The organism is Rossellomorea aquimaris (assembly GCF_020171925.1).
Taxonomy (GTDB): domain Bacteria; phylum Bacillota; class Bacilli; order Bacillales; family Bacillaceae_B; genus Rossellomorea; species Rossellomorea aquimaris_F.
The window spans coordinates 37,063-53,171 of record NZ_JAIVAR010000002.1; the positions used below are offsets into that span (position 1 = coordinate 37,063).

Genomic DNA, 16,109 nt, shown 5'->3' on the forward strand with positions numbered 1-16,109 from the left:
ATTATCAAAAACGACTATGATATTATCAAAAATCCAATTATATTATCAAAACCCGTTTTCAACCCTCTCTAAGAGCACCGATACCCCCGCACCGAGCCCAATCGCAAACCCAACCCAACTAACGGCCAAACACCAACGGCCAAACACCAACGGCCAAACACCATCCCTACATAATCGTCGCATGCTGATGAGCATGAAGCTTCGTGAAAATCCCATCTTCAATCGCCAACAGCTCTTCATGCGTCCCGTCCTCCGCGATCCCGTTCTCCGTCACGACGAGGATCCGGTCCGCTTTGCGGATGGTGGCAAGACGGTGGGCGATGACGAGTGTCGTCCGGTCTTTTGCCAGTTCGTTCAGTGCATCCTGGATGATCGCTTCGGTCTCGGTGTCGAGGGCGGACGTCGCTTCATCCAGAATAAGGATCTGCGGGTTCTTCAAGAACATTCTTGCAATCGATAATCGCTGCTTCTGACCTCCGGATAATTTCAAGCCGCGCTCCCCGATCTCTGTATCGTATCCATCCGGAAGGGAAGCGATCAAATCGGTCAGGTGAGCACGGCGGGATGCCTCTTCGATCTCTTCCTGGGTGGCGTCCAATTTTCCATAAGCGATGTTTTCGCGGAGTGTCCCCGTGAACAGGAACACATCCTGCTGCACGATCCCGATGTTGGAGCGGAGCGATTCCTTCGTCATGTCCCTGATGTCGATCCCATCGATGGTGATCGAGCCTGCCTCCACGTCATAAAAGCGTGGGATCAAGGAACAGATCGTCGTTTTCCCTGCACCCGATGGTCCGACGAAGGCAACGGTCTGCCCCGGCGCGATGCTGAAGGATAGATCGGTCAGGATCGGGCGCTGAGGCTCGTAGCCGAAGTGGACACCATTGAACGCGATCTTCCCTTTTAATTTCGCCACCTCGATGGCATCTGGACGGTTTTTTATATCCGGTTCGATGTCCATCAGTTCCGTGAACCGTTTGAAGCCGGCCATCCCTTTCGGATAAAGCTCAAGAAGGGCTGAAATCTTATCGATCGGCTTGAACAGGACATTCACGTAAAGGATGAACGCGACAAGCTCTCCGTACGTAAGGGCACCGGAGAAGCTGAGCCATGCCCCGTACACAAGGATGATCAGCGTCATCAGCCTGGTCGTGATATAGATCCCCGACAAATTGATGCTCATGACATTGTAGGCCTTTAGTTTTGACCGACGGAAGAACTGGTTGTTTTCATGGAAGCGGTCCATTTCGTATTGCTCGTTCGTGAATGACTGAACGACGCGCGATCCGGATACGCTGTCCTCCACCCTGCTGTTCACGTCGGCGATGTTGCCATACATCTTCGTCCACGCTGCGTTCATCTTGATATTCGAGTACGAAATCAACCAGACGAGGAATGGTACGATGATGATGGCGACAAGCGCGAGCTTCACATTGATCGTCAGCATGATCCAGAAGGCCCCGACGAACGTCATGATCGCGATGAATAAATCCTCGGGACCATGGTGGGCGAGCTCGCCGATATCCATCAGGTCATTCGTCACACGGCTCATGATATGACCGGTCTTCGTGTTATCGAAGAAGCGGAAGGATTGCCTCTGAACATGATGGAACAGCTCCCGCCTCATATCGGTCTCGATGTTGATCCCGAGCTTATGGCCCCAGTAGTTGACGACGAACTGCATCCCAGAACTCATGATATAAAGCGCCAATAGCCCAGCACTCACGGCAATGATCGTCCCCCAATCCCCTTCAGGGAGCAGGGAATCGATGAACCATGACACGGCAATCGGGAACCCGAGCTCCAGAAGGCCGACAAGCACCGCACAAGCGAAATCTATGTAAAACAGCCGCCTGTGAGGACGGTAATAACTAAAAAAACGTCTAATCATCCTACTCTCTCACCTCATTATTTAATTGGTTGAAAAATTCAAAATCCTTACTCAAACATATCAAAATTTTTAAATCCGGGCTATTTATTTTTGACTACTATGTCGCTTTAAAGCGTTGAGGGACGTACCTTCAAGCGGGAGCGGGCACCTCTGTTTTTACGAACATAAACAATAATACCTATTTTAATGTTCGTGTTTTGATTGACTTTCACCCTCTCTGTTGATAAAATGAGTTTGTTTGAAAAAAGAGGGAATACTATTTCCCGTCGGAGGTGCTTAATATGTCTTCAGTAGTAGTAGTAGGTACGCAATGGGGAGACGAAGGAAAGGGAAAGATCACTGACTTCCTTTCTGAACATGCAGAAGTTATCGCACGTTATCAAGGTGGAAATAACGCGGGTCACACAATCAAATTCGATGGTGAAACGTATAAATTACATTTAATTCCTTCAGGTATTTTTTATAATGAAAAAATCTCGGTCATCGGTAATGGTATGGTGGTCGATCCGAAAGCATTGGTAAAAGAACTTAAATATCTTCACGATCGTGATGTCACAACGGAAAACCTGCGCATCAGTAACCGTGCCCACGTCATCCTTCCTTATCACTTGAAGCTTGACGAGGTGGAAGAAGAGCGTAAAGGTGCCAACAAGATCGGTACAACGAAAAAAGGGATCGGACCTGCTTACATGGATAAAGCGGCACGTATCGGAATCCGTATCGCGGATCTACTGGACCGTGCTTCGTTCGAAGAGAAGCTTGCACGCAATCTTGAAGAGAAAAACCGTCTTCTTGAGCGTTTTTATGAAACGGAAGGCTTCAAAATCGAGGATATCCTTGATGAGTATTACGAGTACGGCCAACAGATCAAGAAGTACGTTGTCGATACATCCGTTGTATTGAACGACGCAATCGATAATGGACGCCGCGTCCTGTTCGAAGGCGCTCAAGGTGTTATGCTTGATATCGACCAGGGTACATACCCATTCGTTACATCTTCTAACCCGGTAGCGGGCGGAGTGACGATCGGTTCTGGTGTCGGCCCTACGAAAATCAATCACGTTGTGGGTGTGTCAAAAGCGTATACGACTCGTGTAGGGGATGGACCTTTCCCAACTGAATTGAACAACGAAATCGGAGATCAAATCCGTGAAGTCGGCCGTGAATACGGTACAACGACTGGACGTCCGCGCCGTGTCGGCTGGTTCGATAGCGTCGTTGTCCGTCATGCCCGCCGTGTCAGCGGATTGACTGACCTGTCCTTGAACTCAATCGACGTTTTGACTGGCATCGAAACATTGAAAATCTGTGTCGCTTACAAATACAAAGGCGAAATCATGGAAGAGTTCCCTGCGAACCTCAACATCCTGGCTGAATGCGAGCCGGTATACGAAGAGCTTCCAGGCTGGACGGAAGACATCACAGGCTGCAAGTCGCTGTCTGAGCTTCCTGAAAATGCACGCCACTATCTAGAGCGCGTGTCCCAATTGACAGGAATTCCACTTAGCATCTTCTCTGTCGGACCAGACCGTTCCCAAACGAACGTTGTCCGCAGCGTGTGGAGTGTACGATAAGAATGAAAAAAAGAAGCTGATCCAACGGGTCAGCTTCTTTTTTCGTTTTAGCTCAGTTGTTCGTACACACGGTCATGACAAACAATATAAAGGGTGTCCGACTGGACCAACTCGCGGTTGATGGCATCGGTGAAATCCATGCTGTCGTTAACGGCGAGGAGAATCGCCCCTTTACTCAATAGATCCTCGGATGCTTCCTTGATCGTTTTCCATTCCGGTTTCGGCTCCAGTTCGTGGATGTTATTGCCGTATCGCTTGCTCAACAGCTGACGGAACAGGCTCGTCGTTCCAGGATGGATCGTTGCTTTTGCCATCAGGAACGAAACTGAATCATTGGAAAGGATGAAATCATCGACGGAGATATGCTTGAATTTAGGGATGTGGCGGTCCTCTGAAATCTCGACAATCGTATGAAGCTCCCTCTCATACGTCTTCGATAACCCTTCGACGGCTGAAGCAATCAAGAGCGTCTTGCCATCGATCAGCGACGGGTCCTCTATCCGCGAATCGGAGAAGATCGCCACCCTTTTGCTATCGAGGATATTCGCACGCATCAGGATGTCTTCATCCGATGGGTCCCCTTGAATATAATGAACCTTTTCATGCTCGATCGGCGATTCACTGAGTGTATCGATCAGGACGATTTCCGCTTCCTCTGAATGAGCCAGTACTTCCGTGATGGCTTTTTCCGTTTTCTTGGACCAGTTGATATAAATAAAATGATCATTCATCGTATACTCAAGCTTCCCTTCCCTTTTGTATTTTTGAAACGTCGTGATGGCATCCACCGTCTTGCTGATCAGAAGTCCGATGATCCCGATCCCAAAGATGAACAGGAAGATCCCGAGCAGGCGCCCTCCCACTGTCACGGGATAATAATCCCCGTATCCGACCGTGGTCAACGTCGTCATCGTCCACCAGAAACCATCAAACAAAGAAGGAAAGCTTTCTGGTTCCAACAAGTAAATACCGAATGTACCCATTAAAATAATGATAATGGACAACAATAAAATAAAACCGAAATCCATCCTGGATACATGTTTCCAAAGCCTCATAAAAATGGCCATATAACCGCTCCTTATTCAGAAATCATAGTATAATCATACCAATAATGGGGTTGTAAATGAAACCATTCCGTTGTTCAATCGTATAAAGGGTAATGGAACCGGATGCGAATAGAGAAAAGTGAATTTTAAGGAGGAGAGTAAAGATGACAAGACCCATACTGGAGTACCGGCTTCTGAAAGGCATGAATGGCTTTGAACCCATCTTTCATTATCCGGATATCGAACTCGGCCAGATCCTCGCGCGCAGGGAATGTGAGTTTTTTGTCAAAGAAGGCATTACATACAAGCAGCGCTCTTCTGCAAAGGAAGGGAATCTCTTTCTTATCTATGTCGATACGTATGAAGAGGAGCCTGTCACCGACCCGTTGTTCCCGCCGCCGGGACTTTTACTCGAAATCCGTGAGTTGGACCAGAGGAAGAATCACCCGATCCTGAAACAGGAAACATACGAGGATCATCTCGATATTCTGAGTGTGATCGGTTCTGTATATATTTATATCGATGGCCATGAGTATGAACGGGACTCTGCAGAAATCGATGAAGACCGATCCGTTTATATCCTATATGTGAAAGCGACAGGTGAAACGCTGAAGGAGGAAGCACGATGAACAAAACGAAGAAACTGATGGCAGGCGTCGCAGCATCTGTCATGGCGATATCCGTGACGGGCTGCGGCAATAACCAGGACATCCCGCCGGAGCCGACGGACACCGACTGCGACGATTGGGATTGGGACGACGACAGCGGTACGTACTACTGTGATGACAGCCGTTCCCCGCACTTCGGCTATTTCTGGTTTGCGGGCAGGATGTTTAAAAATAAATCCAGCCTGAGGAACTATTCGGGCTACAAATCGTACTCGAAAAGCTATAAATCCGGAATCGGCAGCGGATCGAAAGGCGGATTCGGTGGTTGATATGGCTATTTCCCATCGTGAAAAGCGAAACGCTTTTTATAAAGAGATCCCGGATTTCTGGCATGACCTGTTCGGGATGGAATATGCCCTTTTGGATGTGAAAAAAGAGAAGCGTGAGGTTGTGACGGCGATCCGAGATGCGTCTGAGAAAGTTTATAACGTATACCGGAAAACGGCCGACCTGCTCCGCGAGCTCAGTGATGAGTCGCTGCTGGAGCTCGGGTTTCCAGAGGAATCCCTCTCATATCTACGAATTAAATCGATTCCCCAGGAGTGCATCGTCGGCCGGTTCGATTTTGTCATGGGAATGGATGGCGGTGTGAAACTGTTGGAATTCAATAGTGACACCCCGACGTTCATTAAAGAGCTGTTCCATGTGAACGGGAAAGTGTGCGAGCACTTTTCGTATGGTGATCCCAATGCGGATCTTGAGGCACAGCTCGGCCTGGAGATTCGGCGTGCCCTGCTTGCTTCTTGGCGGACACTTGGGCGGGACGGATCACCGAAGATCGTCTTCTCCTCGCACAGTGATCATGAAGAGGATCATTTGACGACTCGGTATCTTCAGTCTTTGGCGGGCGTTCACTCCGAGTTTGTGAGCCTCGATGAATTGCAGATCCGGAGCGGCCGCGAAGCCGGGGTGTATACACCTTCCGGGGAGCGGATCGATGTGCTGTACCGCCCGACCTATCCGATCGAGCATCTGGTCGATGACGCCGATCCCGATACGGGTGAAAGGGTCGGACAAGAATTGATGGAGCTCGTGTTGGAAGGGAAGGTCGCGGTGTTGAACCCGCCATCCGCCTTCTTGATGCAGTCAAAAGGGGTGCAGGCACTCATCTGGGGATTGCACGAGTCGGGAAGCGAATTTTACTCGGAAGAAGAGCACGAGTGGATCTCATCCTTCTTTCTACCAACGTACCTGGATCCGGATGTGTTTGAGGAAACCGGTACGACCTACGTGCAGAAGCCCGCGTTCGGACGGGAAGGCGATACGGTCAAAATCATCGAAGCCTCAGGCAGGGTCGTGCTGGAGGATCCAAAGGAAACATATAAAGAATCATTGCCGGTTTATCAACAATATATCGAACTGCCCCGACACGGCATCCGCACAGATGAGGGTGTCGTCGAGGCAAGCCTGATGGCCGGCAGTTTCGTCATAAACGGGGTCGCAGGTGCGGTCGGCTATCGTGCCGGCAATGCCATCACCGACAACGAATCATACTTCCTCCCGATCGGTGTGGAGGAAGACTAAAAAGGAGAGAAATCCATGCAAATCATAACAAGTGAAGCACTTATCAGTTTTCTTGCACATGTCGGCACCGGTCTCGGCCTCATGCTCCTCGGTGTCATCGTATTCGCCTTTACCACCAAATTTTCTGAGGCCACCCTCATCCGCGAAGGGAATATCGCCGTCGCGCTGAAACTGTGGGGAAAAGCGATCGGTTTGGCCATCGTCATCTACACCGTCTGGGCGAACAGCGTCAACTTGCTGGACGCCTTCGTATGGGGGCTGATCGGGATCGCCACCCAGGTCATCGCCTATTGGATCATCGAATACGTATTGACGCCGAAGGTCAGCTTGGCGAAGAAAGTGGAAGAAGGCAACGTCGCGATCGGATTCAGCTTGTTTTCGGTATCGATTGTGGTTGGGTTGATTGTGGCGGCTAGTTTGACGTATTAGTTTTGGGATGGACCGCAGCCGGGGTGGTGGGCTGTGGTTTTTTTGTTGGTGTGGTGCTGGATCTTGCCTGTATGGGGGATAGGTCTGGCTTAGATTGGGGCGGTGAACGATGATGGTAGGGTTTTTGCGATACGCCGGCAGGTATTAAAAGCGACAAATTAAAGGTTTTGATAATAAAGTCGTTTTTTTGATAATAAGTGGTTAGAATTAATAAATTTACTTCCTTTTTGATAATACATTTACTCTAGGAATTTTTTTCGATAATAAAAGTGCGATTTTCGATAATAAACCTTTTAAAATCGATAATAAATACTTCATTATCGATAATAAAAATACTATTAGAAGGTTCTAGAAGTAAATTATCTCTATTCTGAACTAAAATTAATGCAAATCTTCTTTGAAATCTACCTTTCATTAGCAAAATAGAAGAAAAAGCAGGATTTTTTCAAAAAAAGTCGAATAAAAACATAGAAAAATCATGATTGGAGTGATGGAATGATTCTCAAAGAAAGACAAGTCCCTGAAATCATCTTAAAGCTGCAGGCGATCCTTGAACGATTGCCCATACAACATGAAAAAATAATTCTCTTAAAAAATGACCTTTCAAAATTTCAAGCCGGCTTCAATGGAGAAAAGTCAATCGACTTTTATTTACAACCCCTCTTAACCCAAGATTTCCTCATCCTTCACGATATAAGAATCCCTATTAACAATCAGTTTTTCCAAATTGATACCCTAATCCTCACTAAAAAATATATTCTCATTCTAGAAATAAAGAATTTGGCAGGCACCATCAATTTTGATGGTGAGTTTAACCAAGCAGTTCAAACAAAGAACGGGAAGCAGAAAGCATTTCCCGATCCTTTATATCAATTGAATCGTCAGGAAACAATGCTGCGAAAATGGTTGGATTCAAATCAGCTGCCGATACTTCCCATTCACGGTTTAGTCGTTATGAGTAATGTTAATGCGGTAATAAGGGCAAATCATGAGCACTTTAGCCAAAAGGTTATTCGTCCAACAAGTCTTTCCAAAAAAATCAAGGAACTTGAAGATTACTATATCCAAGCCACTGAAGTTCAGGAAAAACAATTGAAAAAAATAACTAAGCGACTACTAAGGATGCATACTCCTTTAAAGCAATCCATACTTGACTCATATGGTATTGCAAAGGAAGAGATCATAATGGGTGTGTGCTGTGAAAGATGTCATAAGTATGCACTTAAAAGAAGACATGGGCGATGGAAATGTAATGGTTGTAGTTGGGTTTCCAAGGATGCGCACAAGAGTGCTATGAACGATTATTGCTTGTTGTTTGGAGAAAAAATAACAAGCAAAGAGCTTCAAGCCTTTTTAAAAATTGATTCCCCATCTTTGGCCACAAGACTATTTAGAGATCTAAAAGTCCAAAGGGAAGGAGATAAAAAAAGCACCATCTACACTTTGGAATATCCTCAATAACAAAGACGTGGAAACAGTACCTTTTAAAGGCTGTTTCCGCGTCTTTATCCCCCACAAAATAATTTTCAACAAAATTCTACAAAAATCTATTGCCCCTTTCGCTCATACGTGATAATATTAATTTCGTTGTCACGAAAGCCATCGCGAAACTTTCGTGTTGATATAGATTTTGGAGCCATTAAGTTGGTCACAAAAAAGGTTTTGAGCCATTAGCTCAGTTGGTAGAGCATCTGACTTTTAATCAGAGGGTCGAAGGTTCGAGTCCTTCATGGCTCACCATTTTTACATGGCCCGTTGGTCAAGCGGTTAAGACACCGCCCTTTCACGGCGGTAACACGGGTTCGAATCCCGTACGGGTCATATCTTCTTTTATAAGAATGATAGTTTGTATATTGGTGTTTTAAAAAAAATATTTTGCTAACGCAAATTAATGACAGTTATTTTGCTAGCGCAAAAAACTTTGGTCCGGTAGTTCAGTTGGTTAGAATGCCTGCCTGTCACGCAGGAGGTCGCGGGTTCGAGTCCCGTCCGGACCGCCATTTTATTTTTGGCATGATGAATCATCCATTCCAGCGATTTCGATCGCATAGCGGGTGATCCTGATTCTATATACGGCTCAGTAGCTCAGTTGGTAGAGCAATGGACTGAAAATCCATGTGTCGGCGGTTCGATTCCGTCCTGAGCCATCTTACAAAAAGTACTGCGATGACTTTGACTCTCGTAGTACTTTTTTATTATGTGTTTGTAACATGATTGTTACATTAATCTCCAAATTTCCACTTTTTCCTTACATAAGAACATTTCTCCTCTATACCATTTTTCCTAGGTTTCACGGGCTTTCCAGGTGAAAAATCATCTGAATGACTCATTGAATTGTCAGTTTATTATACAGTTTTGTTACAATCCTAATACTTTTACCCGTATTTCGTCGAATTATGGTAAATTAGTAAAGTACAAATTTACAAGAATATTTACTAAAATTAGGCATAATGAACGACCAACACAGTGATTTTTGCTTTTTAGTTTACAGGAGGCAAGACAATGAAGTTTGGAGAACGATTATTACCGAAATTAGAGAAATATACAAAGCGCCCGTCGCAGTTTATGAAGAAGGTTGCGATTACGACGCTAGCACTATCAACATTGACATTTTCATCTGTTGCGGCGGATGATTCAGATAATAAAGGACTGCAAACTATTTATCATGTCTACATAAATAGTCATTATGTAGGGGCAGTGACCGATCAGGATCAAGTGAAGGATATGCTTGAGAAGAGGCTTAAGAATGCCCAAGAAGATCATAAAGAGTATGAGATGACGTGGAATAACGATATCACGTACATTCCGGAGAATGTATTCTCTGCAAAGATAAATAACCGGGAAGTCTTGAACAATGTTTCTAAGTCCATGGCTGTCGAAGCGGATGCGTATGCATTGTTCGTCGACGATAAGCCGGTTGCTTATGTAAAGGACAAAGAAGAAGCTGAAAAAGCTTTAAAAAAGGTCAAGCTGAACTATGTGTCGGAAGACGAGCTGAACGAATTAGAAGCGCGTAAATCTGACGCTGATTCTACTTTACCCGCTTTAAAGGAAAACGAAACACGTCTATTGGATGTTTCTTTTGAAGAAAACGTCAAAACAGAAGAAGCCCAGGTAGATCCTAAGGAAATCTTATCTGCTGATGAAGCGGTCAAGCTACTTCTTAAAGGAAGCCTTGAAGAGAAGAAGTATAAGGTCGAAGAAGGCGATGTCCTTGGTTCGATCGCACAGGATCATAAATTGACGACTGCCGAGCTTCTGAAGCTGAACCCAGAGCTGGACGAAGAGGGCGCTTTGAAGATCGGTTCTGAACTGAATGTGACGGTAAATAAGCCGTATGTTCATACAATCGTGAAGAAGGAAGTCAATAAGATTGAAAAAGTGGCTTATGATAAAGAAGTGATTGAAGATTCTTCTATGAATAAGGGCGATACGAAAGTAAAGCAGGAGGGTGTCGACGGCGAGAAGTCCGTTACGTTCACGGCAACGGAAGTGAACGGTTCCCAAACCGAGAAGGATATCAAGGAAGAAAAAGAACTGAAGAAACCTGTTAAGTATATCGTCATTAAAGGGACGAAAGAAACTCCATCAAGGGGATCCGGCAGCTTTGCATGGCCGACGAACGGAGGATATATTTCCTCGAAGCAAGGTCAGCGCTGGGGTAAGATGCACAAAGGGATCGATATCGCCCGTCCGAGCAACAAGACGATCAAATCCGTTGATAACGGTGTGGTCGTATCGGCTGGCTGGGACGATGGCGGCTACGGAAATAAAGTCGTGATCGACCATCAAAACGGATACAAGACGATTTATGCCCACCTTAGTTCCATTTCCGTATCGGCCGGACAGACCATCGGCCGTGGGGAGAAAATCGGGATCATGGGCTCTACCGGAGAATCGACGGGAGTTCATCTTCACATTGAAGTTTATAAAAATGGATCTCTGATCAATCCATTGGATGTTTTATAATAAAGTAAGAACGCACGATAAAGGACTGACACCCATTTTGCTGTCAGTCCTTTTGTTGTATGTTGGTTTTCATTCGTAAAAAGGGATGAACTATGGTAAACAAGAAGGAGTACTTTGTTTATTCGTTTCTGGGGGCAACGGCGTGAACCGGTTACTCTTCACAACACCGGAGGAATCGTTGAATGAAGTTTCTTGTAAAATCAAGCAATCCTAGAGTAAAAGATGAATTAAAGCGCAGAAAGTGATAAATTTAAAGGAAGAATCCTATACTAAGCAAAATACTTCAAGACCGAATTTAATTGTCAAAGGAGATCAATTGATATGGATAAAAAGATTCTAGTTGTTGATGATGAAAAGCCGATTGCGGATATTCTGCAGTTTAATTTGAAGAAGGAAGGCTATGAGGTTCATTGCGCATATGATGGAGATGAAGCGGTGAAGATGGCGGAGGAAGTGAAGCCGGATCTAGTGCTTCTTGATATCATGCTTCCGAATCGTGACGGCATGGAAGTGTGCCGGGAGATCCGTAAGAAGTATGAGATGCCGATCATCATGCTGACGGCAAAAGACTCTGAGATTGATAAGGTGCTCGGGCTTGAGCTTGGTGCCGATGATTATGTGACGAAACCGTTCTCTACGCGTGAATTGATTGCACGGGTGAAGGCGAACCTGAGACGTCATCAGGCGATTGCTTCCCAGGCGAACGAAGAGGATGAGAACAATGAGATCACGATTGGTTCATTGACGATTCATCCGGATGCCTATGTTGTGTCGAAGCGTGGGGAAACGATTGAATTGACTCATCGTGAGTTCGAGCTTCTTCATTATTTGGCGAAGCATATTGGACAAGTCATGACCCGTGAACACCTGCTTCAGACGGTGTGGGGATATGATTATTATGGGGATGTCCGTACGGTGGACGTGACCGTCAGACGTCTTCGTGAAAAAATTGAAGATAATCCCAGCCACCCTACTTGGATCGTAACTCGTAGAGGAGTCGGTTATTACTTGCGAAATCCTGAACAGGAGTAAGGTTGAATGAAGAAAGTCGGTATAACGCGTTCGATCCACCTGAAGTTCGTTATGATTTATGTGCTCCTGATCCTCCTGGCGATGCAGATCATCGGGGTCTATTTTGTCAGGGAACTGGAGCATAAGCTGGTCGATAACTTCCAGACCAGCATCAAGAGCAGAGTGGATCTACTTGAATATTCGGTCCGGGAAGAGATGATCAAGGAACGGGCCGAGGGGGATCCAACGAAAGAACATGAAATTAAGAATCTATTGGAAGACAGTGATAACAGTCCTTCAGACATCTCTGAAATCCGCGTCGTCGATGATAAGAGCAAGGTCATCGGGACGTCCGACGATAACAATCAAGGCATTGTCGGGAGGCCCACGAATGAAATCCTCGTCAAGCGGGTGCTCGTAGGGGGCGGCCCGTATGACGATATCTTCATCGATAAACAAAGCGGAGATCGCGTCTGGGTACTGGCGTCGCCGATTGAGAAGAACAAGGAAATCATCGGTGCGATCTTCCTCGTTGCCAAAATTGAGAACGTCTACAATCAGATGAATGAAATCAATAAGATCTTTACGAATGGAACGTTGATCGCCCTTGCCATCACAGCGATACTGGGTGTGCTATTGGCACAGACGATCACAAGGCCGATTTCCGATATGAGGAAGCAGGCGCTTGCAATGGCGAAAGGGAATTTCTCTCGTAAAGTTAAAGTCTATGGCTATGATGAAATCGGGCAGCTGGCGATGACCTTCAATAACCTGACGAAGCGGCTACAGGAAGCACAGGCAACGACCGAAGGCGAAAGAAGGAAGCTTTCATCCGTCCTTTCCTATATGACGGATGGAGTCATCGCGACCGATCGAAAGGGGCGCGTGATCCTGATCAATGATCCGGCGGTGAACATGCTGAATGTTTCACGTGAAACAGTGCTCTCCCAGCCAATCGTTTCGCTGCTTGGACTTGATGAAGGATATACATTTGAAGACCTCTCCAATGAGCAGGACTCGATTATTTTAGACTACAGCACGAATGAGAAGCCGTATATTTTAAGGGCGAATTTCTCGATCATCCAAAAGGAAACCGGCTTTGTGAACGGGTTGATCACGGTCCTGCATGATATTACCGAGCAGGAAAAAATCGACCTTGAACGCCGTGAATTCGTTGCGAATGTATCACATGAGCTAAGGACCCCATTGACGACGATGCGCAGTTACTTAGAGGCGCTGGCAGAAGGTGCCTGGCAGGATGAAACGATCGCCCCACAATTCCTGAATGTCACGCAAAATGAAACGGAGCGGATGATCCGCCTCGTCAATGATCTTCTGCAGTTATCGAAAATGGATAGCAAGGATTACCGATTCAATACGGATTGGATCGATTTCGTCCTTCTGTTCCACGGGATCATCGATCGTTTTGAAATGACGAAGAACGTCAATGTCACGTTCGAGCGTCATCTTCCTGATGAAGCGATGTTCGTTGAAATCGATCAGGATAAGATCACACAAGTACTCGATAACATCATTTCGAATGCATTGAAGTACTCACCCGAGGGCGGTACGATCACGTTTGATGTAAAAGAGAACAATGGGTTCATCGAAATCAGCGTGTCCGACCAGGGACTCGGGATTCCGAAAGAAAACTTGGAAAAGATTTTCGAACGCTTTTACCGCGTCGACAAGGCGCGTTCCAGACAGATGGGCGGTACAGGGCTAGGCCTTGCGATCGCGAAGGAAATGATATCAGCACACGGTGGTGAAATATGGGCAACAAGTGAAGAAGGCAAAGGCACCACGATCACCTTCACGCTCCCATATGATCCCGCGCAAGAGGATGATTGGTCATGAAATATGAAAATATAAAATCGGTATTATTGACGCTGCTAGTGGCCATGAGTATTTTTCTTACGTGGAATCTGTGGACGTATCAACCTGATTATGATGTCATCGAAAGCACCGAAGCATTTGAGGTAACGATCGGGGATGAACGAAAGAAGCTGGAGCTGATCAAGCCGTACAAGGTTTTCTACAATCATGGAAATAAAATCTCCGGAAGCAATGACGGTGATGAAATCGATAAGATCCTGTACGAAATGAGCAGCTGGCGGTTATTCGATACGACCGACCTCGGCAATCAATATTCACGGAACGAGATCGAGGAGTTGGTCCACGGGAAGGACCGGATCGACCTCGTCTTCCCGGACAGCATCCCCCTCTCAACCTACGGTGGGATTGTAAAGTTCGATGAGAAGAATCTGCCGAAGGCTTCCTTTAACCGGATCATCATCGACATGGACTTGGACAAAGCGAATAACGGAACCGTCTATTTTGTCCTTTATGGTGAGGATGATAAGAAAGAGGTTGTGGAAAGCAAGATCGACCTTTCAAAGCTTCAATCCCTTGAAAGGAAGTTCGTCCAAAAGGCGATTTACAGTGATATTTACGAAGAATACTTTAAATACAAGGTGAACGACCGGAAGACGATCCTTCTCCCTGTCAAAGAAGGAGATTACTATAATTACAAATACTCCACGGAACAATTGAACGAGGAAGATTTCGTGAAGGCGCTGTTCAAGGACCCAATCAATGTGAGCGGGAATACGAATGGAGCAGAGAAAGTGTACAGGGATTCATCAAGTTTGATGAAAATCAATGATGAATACAGCATCCTTTCATTCGTCAATCCGGGTGTCGATGTGGCACAAAGCATTTCCGAGAGTGAACTCATCGACAACAGTATCCAGTTCGTCAACGAACACGGCGGCTGGACCGATCAATTCAAATTCTTCTCGATGAGCAAGGAAGAAAGCCGCGTCAGCTTCAGGATGTTCCTCTATGATTTCCCGGTCTTCAGTGATAATTACGGAATGACCGAGATCTCTGAGACATGGGGACTCGATACGATCCATCAGTATCAACGTCCGTTCTATCAATTGGGTGACGACTATTCGTCCATCTTCGAGCTTGTGCAAGTCCAGCTGCCGTCCGGATATACGGTCCAGCAGGCACTCGAGGAAAGTGATCTGAACCTTGGTGATGTAGAGGATATTGCCATCGGCTACAAGCTGACGAGGGATATGACACATGATGACATCCTCCTATATGATTTCAAGCCTTCATGGTATTATAAATACAGTGGTTCCTGGCTAAGGTTGCCTTTGGAGGAGTTTAGGGGGTTGGAAAATGGATTGGAGTAAAACGAAAACGATCTTCATCGTCGTTTTCTTGATCTTGGACATCTTTCTGCTGTCCATCTTCATCAAGAAGATTTCCGAGCCTGAAATCCTGTCGGGTGCCGATAATCAGCAGTCCCTTGAATCATTGAACATTTCCTATCCTTCTGAAGTGACCTCCTCTTCCAAATCAACGCTGATCGAATCGTACATCAGTGCAAAGACGAAGAAATTCACAAAAGAAGAAACAAAGGATATGAAAAAGCAGGAGATCAGCATTTTAACGGAAAATACATTGTATTCCACCCTGGAGAATCCTTATCCACTCGGGGAACAGCTTTCCGATGAGCAATTGAAGGATGAGATGAAGGATTTCATCAAGGAATACGTCATGGACGGCGATCAATATACGTACCGTGAATACAACGGTGACGAGAAGACCATCAGCTACAATCAGACGTATGATGGCAAAACACTGTTTCAAAATGCGAATGCAGAAATTGTTTTTGCCTTGAATAATGAGAACGAGATCGTCTCGTATAAACAGACGATGATGGAAGATATAAAGAGTTTCGGGGAAGAAAGAAAGATCCTTTCACCACTGGATGCCTTGCAGATCCTTGCCGACAGCAACAAGATCGCGTCCGAAAGCAAGGTCACGTCATTTGAAGCCGGATATTCGACCGATGTCCTATCCGATTATCAGGTGGTGATGGCGCCGACCTGGCATTTCACGGTGAAAAAAGGCGAGAAGAAACAAGACTTATTCATCAACGCCATCGATGGGAACATCATCGAAGGGAAAAAATCATAGA

General features: G+C 45.9%; 13 protein-coding genes and 4 tRNA genes. 15 read left to right on the forward strand and 2 right to left on the reverse strand.

Annotated features, from left to right (window positions below; translation table 11 throughout):
* Positions 1-166: 166 nt before the first annotated feature.
* Positions 167-1,891, reverse strand: coding sequence for an ABC transporter ATP-binding protein (locus LCM10_RS07885; protein ID WP_224875700.1), 1,725 nt, complete (start codon positions 1,889-1,891; stop codon positions 167-169).
* A 281-nt stretch (positions 1,892-2,172) separates the two neighbouring features.
* Here LCM10_RS07885 and LCM10_RS07890 point away from each other — a divergent pair, with 281 nt between their 5' ends.
* Positions 2,173-3,465 (forward strand): adenylosuccinate synthase, encoded by a 1,293-nt coding sequence (locus tag LCM10_RS07890; RefSeq protein WP_224875701.1) that lies wholly within the window; start codon positions 2,173-2,175, stop codon positions 3,463-3,465.
* Positions 3,466-3,512: 47 nt separating this feature from the next.
* Here the strand turns inward: LCM10_RS07890 and LCM10_RS07895 are convergent, their stop codons facing one another.
* Positions 3,513-4,532, reverse strand: coding sequence for a potassium channel family protein (locus LCM10_RS07895; protein ID WP_224875702.1), 1,020 nt, complete (start codon positions 4,530-4,532; stop codon positions 3,513-3,515).
* A 143-nt stretch (positions 4,533-4,675) separates the two neighbouring features.
* Here LCM10_RS07895 and LCM10_RS07900 point away from each other — a divergent pair, with 143 nt between their 5' ends.
* The 14 genes from LCM10_RS07900 (at position 4,676) to LCM10_RS07965 (ending at position 16,108) form a co-directional block, all read left to right on the forward strand.
* Positions 4,676-5,140 (forward strand): hypothetical protein, encoded by a 465-nt coding sequence (locus tag LCM10_RS07900; protein WP_224875703.1) that lies wholly within the window; start codon positions 4,676-4,678, stop codon positions 5,138-5,140.
* A complete protein-coding gene (locus LCM10_RS07905; RefSeq protein ID WP_224875704.1) occupies positions 5,137-5,448 on the forward strand; it encodes a hypothetical protein in 312 nt (103 codons plus the stop codon). The genes LCM10_RS07900 and LCM10_RS07905 overlap by 4 nt, the downstream gene beginning before the upstream one ends.
* Position 5,449: 1 nt before the next feature.
* Positions 5,450-6,703 (forward strand): glutathionylspermidine synthase family protein, encoded by a 1,254-nt coding sequence (locus LCM10_RS07910; RefSeq protein WP_224875705.1) that lies wholly within the window; start codon positions 5,450-5,452, stop codon positions 6,701-6,703.
* A gap of 15 nt (positions 6,704-6,718) precedes the next feature.
* The gene (locus LCM10_RS07915) at positions 6,719-7,132 is read left to right on the forward strand and encodes a DUF350 domain-containing protein (protein ID WP_224875706.1); all 414 of its coding nucleotides are present in this window, start codon (positions 6,719-6,721) and stop codon (positions 7,130-7,132) included.
* A 495-nt stretch (positions 7,133-7,627) separates the two neighbouring features.
* The gene (locus tag LCM10_RS07920; protein ID WP_224875707.1) at positions 7,628-8,593 is read left to right on the forward strand and encodes a nuclease-related domain-containing protein; all 966 of its coding nucleotides are present in this window, start codon (positions 7,628-7,630) and stop codon (positions 8,591-8,593) included.
* Between the two features lie 203 nt (positions 8,594-8,796).
* A tRNA-Lys gene (locus tag LCM10_RS07925) sits at positions 8,797-8,872 on the forward strand.
* Between the two features lie 9 nt (positions 8,873-8,881).
* Positions 8,882-8,953: transfer RNA gene (locus LCM10_RS07930), tRNA-Glu, on the forward strand.
* A gap of 102 nt (positions 8,954-9,055) precedes the next feature.
* Positions 9,056-9,132: transfer RNA gene (locus LCM10_RS07935), tRNA-Asp, on the forward strand.
* A gap of 74 nt (positions 9,133-9,206) precedes the next feature.
* Positions 9,207-9,279: transfer RNA gene (locus LCM10_RS07940), tRNA-Phe, on the forward strand.
* A 355-nt stretch (positions 9,280-9,634) separates the two neighbouring features.
* Positions 9,635-11,101, forward strand: coding sequence for a M23 family metallopeptidase (locus LCM10_RS07945; protein WP_224875708.1), 1,467 nt, complete (start codon positions 9,635-9,637; stop codon positions 11,099-11,101).
* A gap of 321 nt (positions 11,102-11,422) precedes the next feature.
* Positions 11,423-12,133 carry a response regulator YycF gene (gene yycF / locus LCM10_RS07950; protein WP_224875709.1) on the forward strand — a complete coding sequence of 237 codons (711 nt, stop codon included), beginning with the start codon at positions 11,423-11,425 and terminating at the stop codon, positions 12,131-12,133.
* Positions 12,134-12,139: 6 nt separating this feature from the next.
* Entirely contained in the window at positions 12,140-13,969 is a 1,830-nt protein-coding gene (gene walK / locus LCM10_RS07955) for a cell wall metabolism sensor histidine kinase WalK (protein ID WP_224875710.1), read from the forward strand.
* A complete protein-coding gene (locus tag LCM10_RS07960) occupies positions 13,966-15,318 on the forward strand; it encodes a YycH family regulatory protein (protein ID WP_224875711.1) in 1,353 nt (450 codons plus the stop codon). Before walK ends, LCM10_RS07960 begins: the two co-directional genes overlap by 4 nt.
* On the forward strand, positions 15,305-16,108 hold the full coding sequence (locus LCM10_RS07965) for a two-component system regulatory protein YycI (protein ID WP_224875712.1): 804 nt from the start codon (positions 15,305-15,307) through the stop codon (positions 16,106-16,108). The genes LCM10_RS07960 and LCM10_RS07965 overlap by 14 nt, the downstream gene beginning before the upstream one ends.
* Position 16,109: the final 1 nt, after the last annotated feature.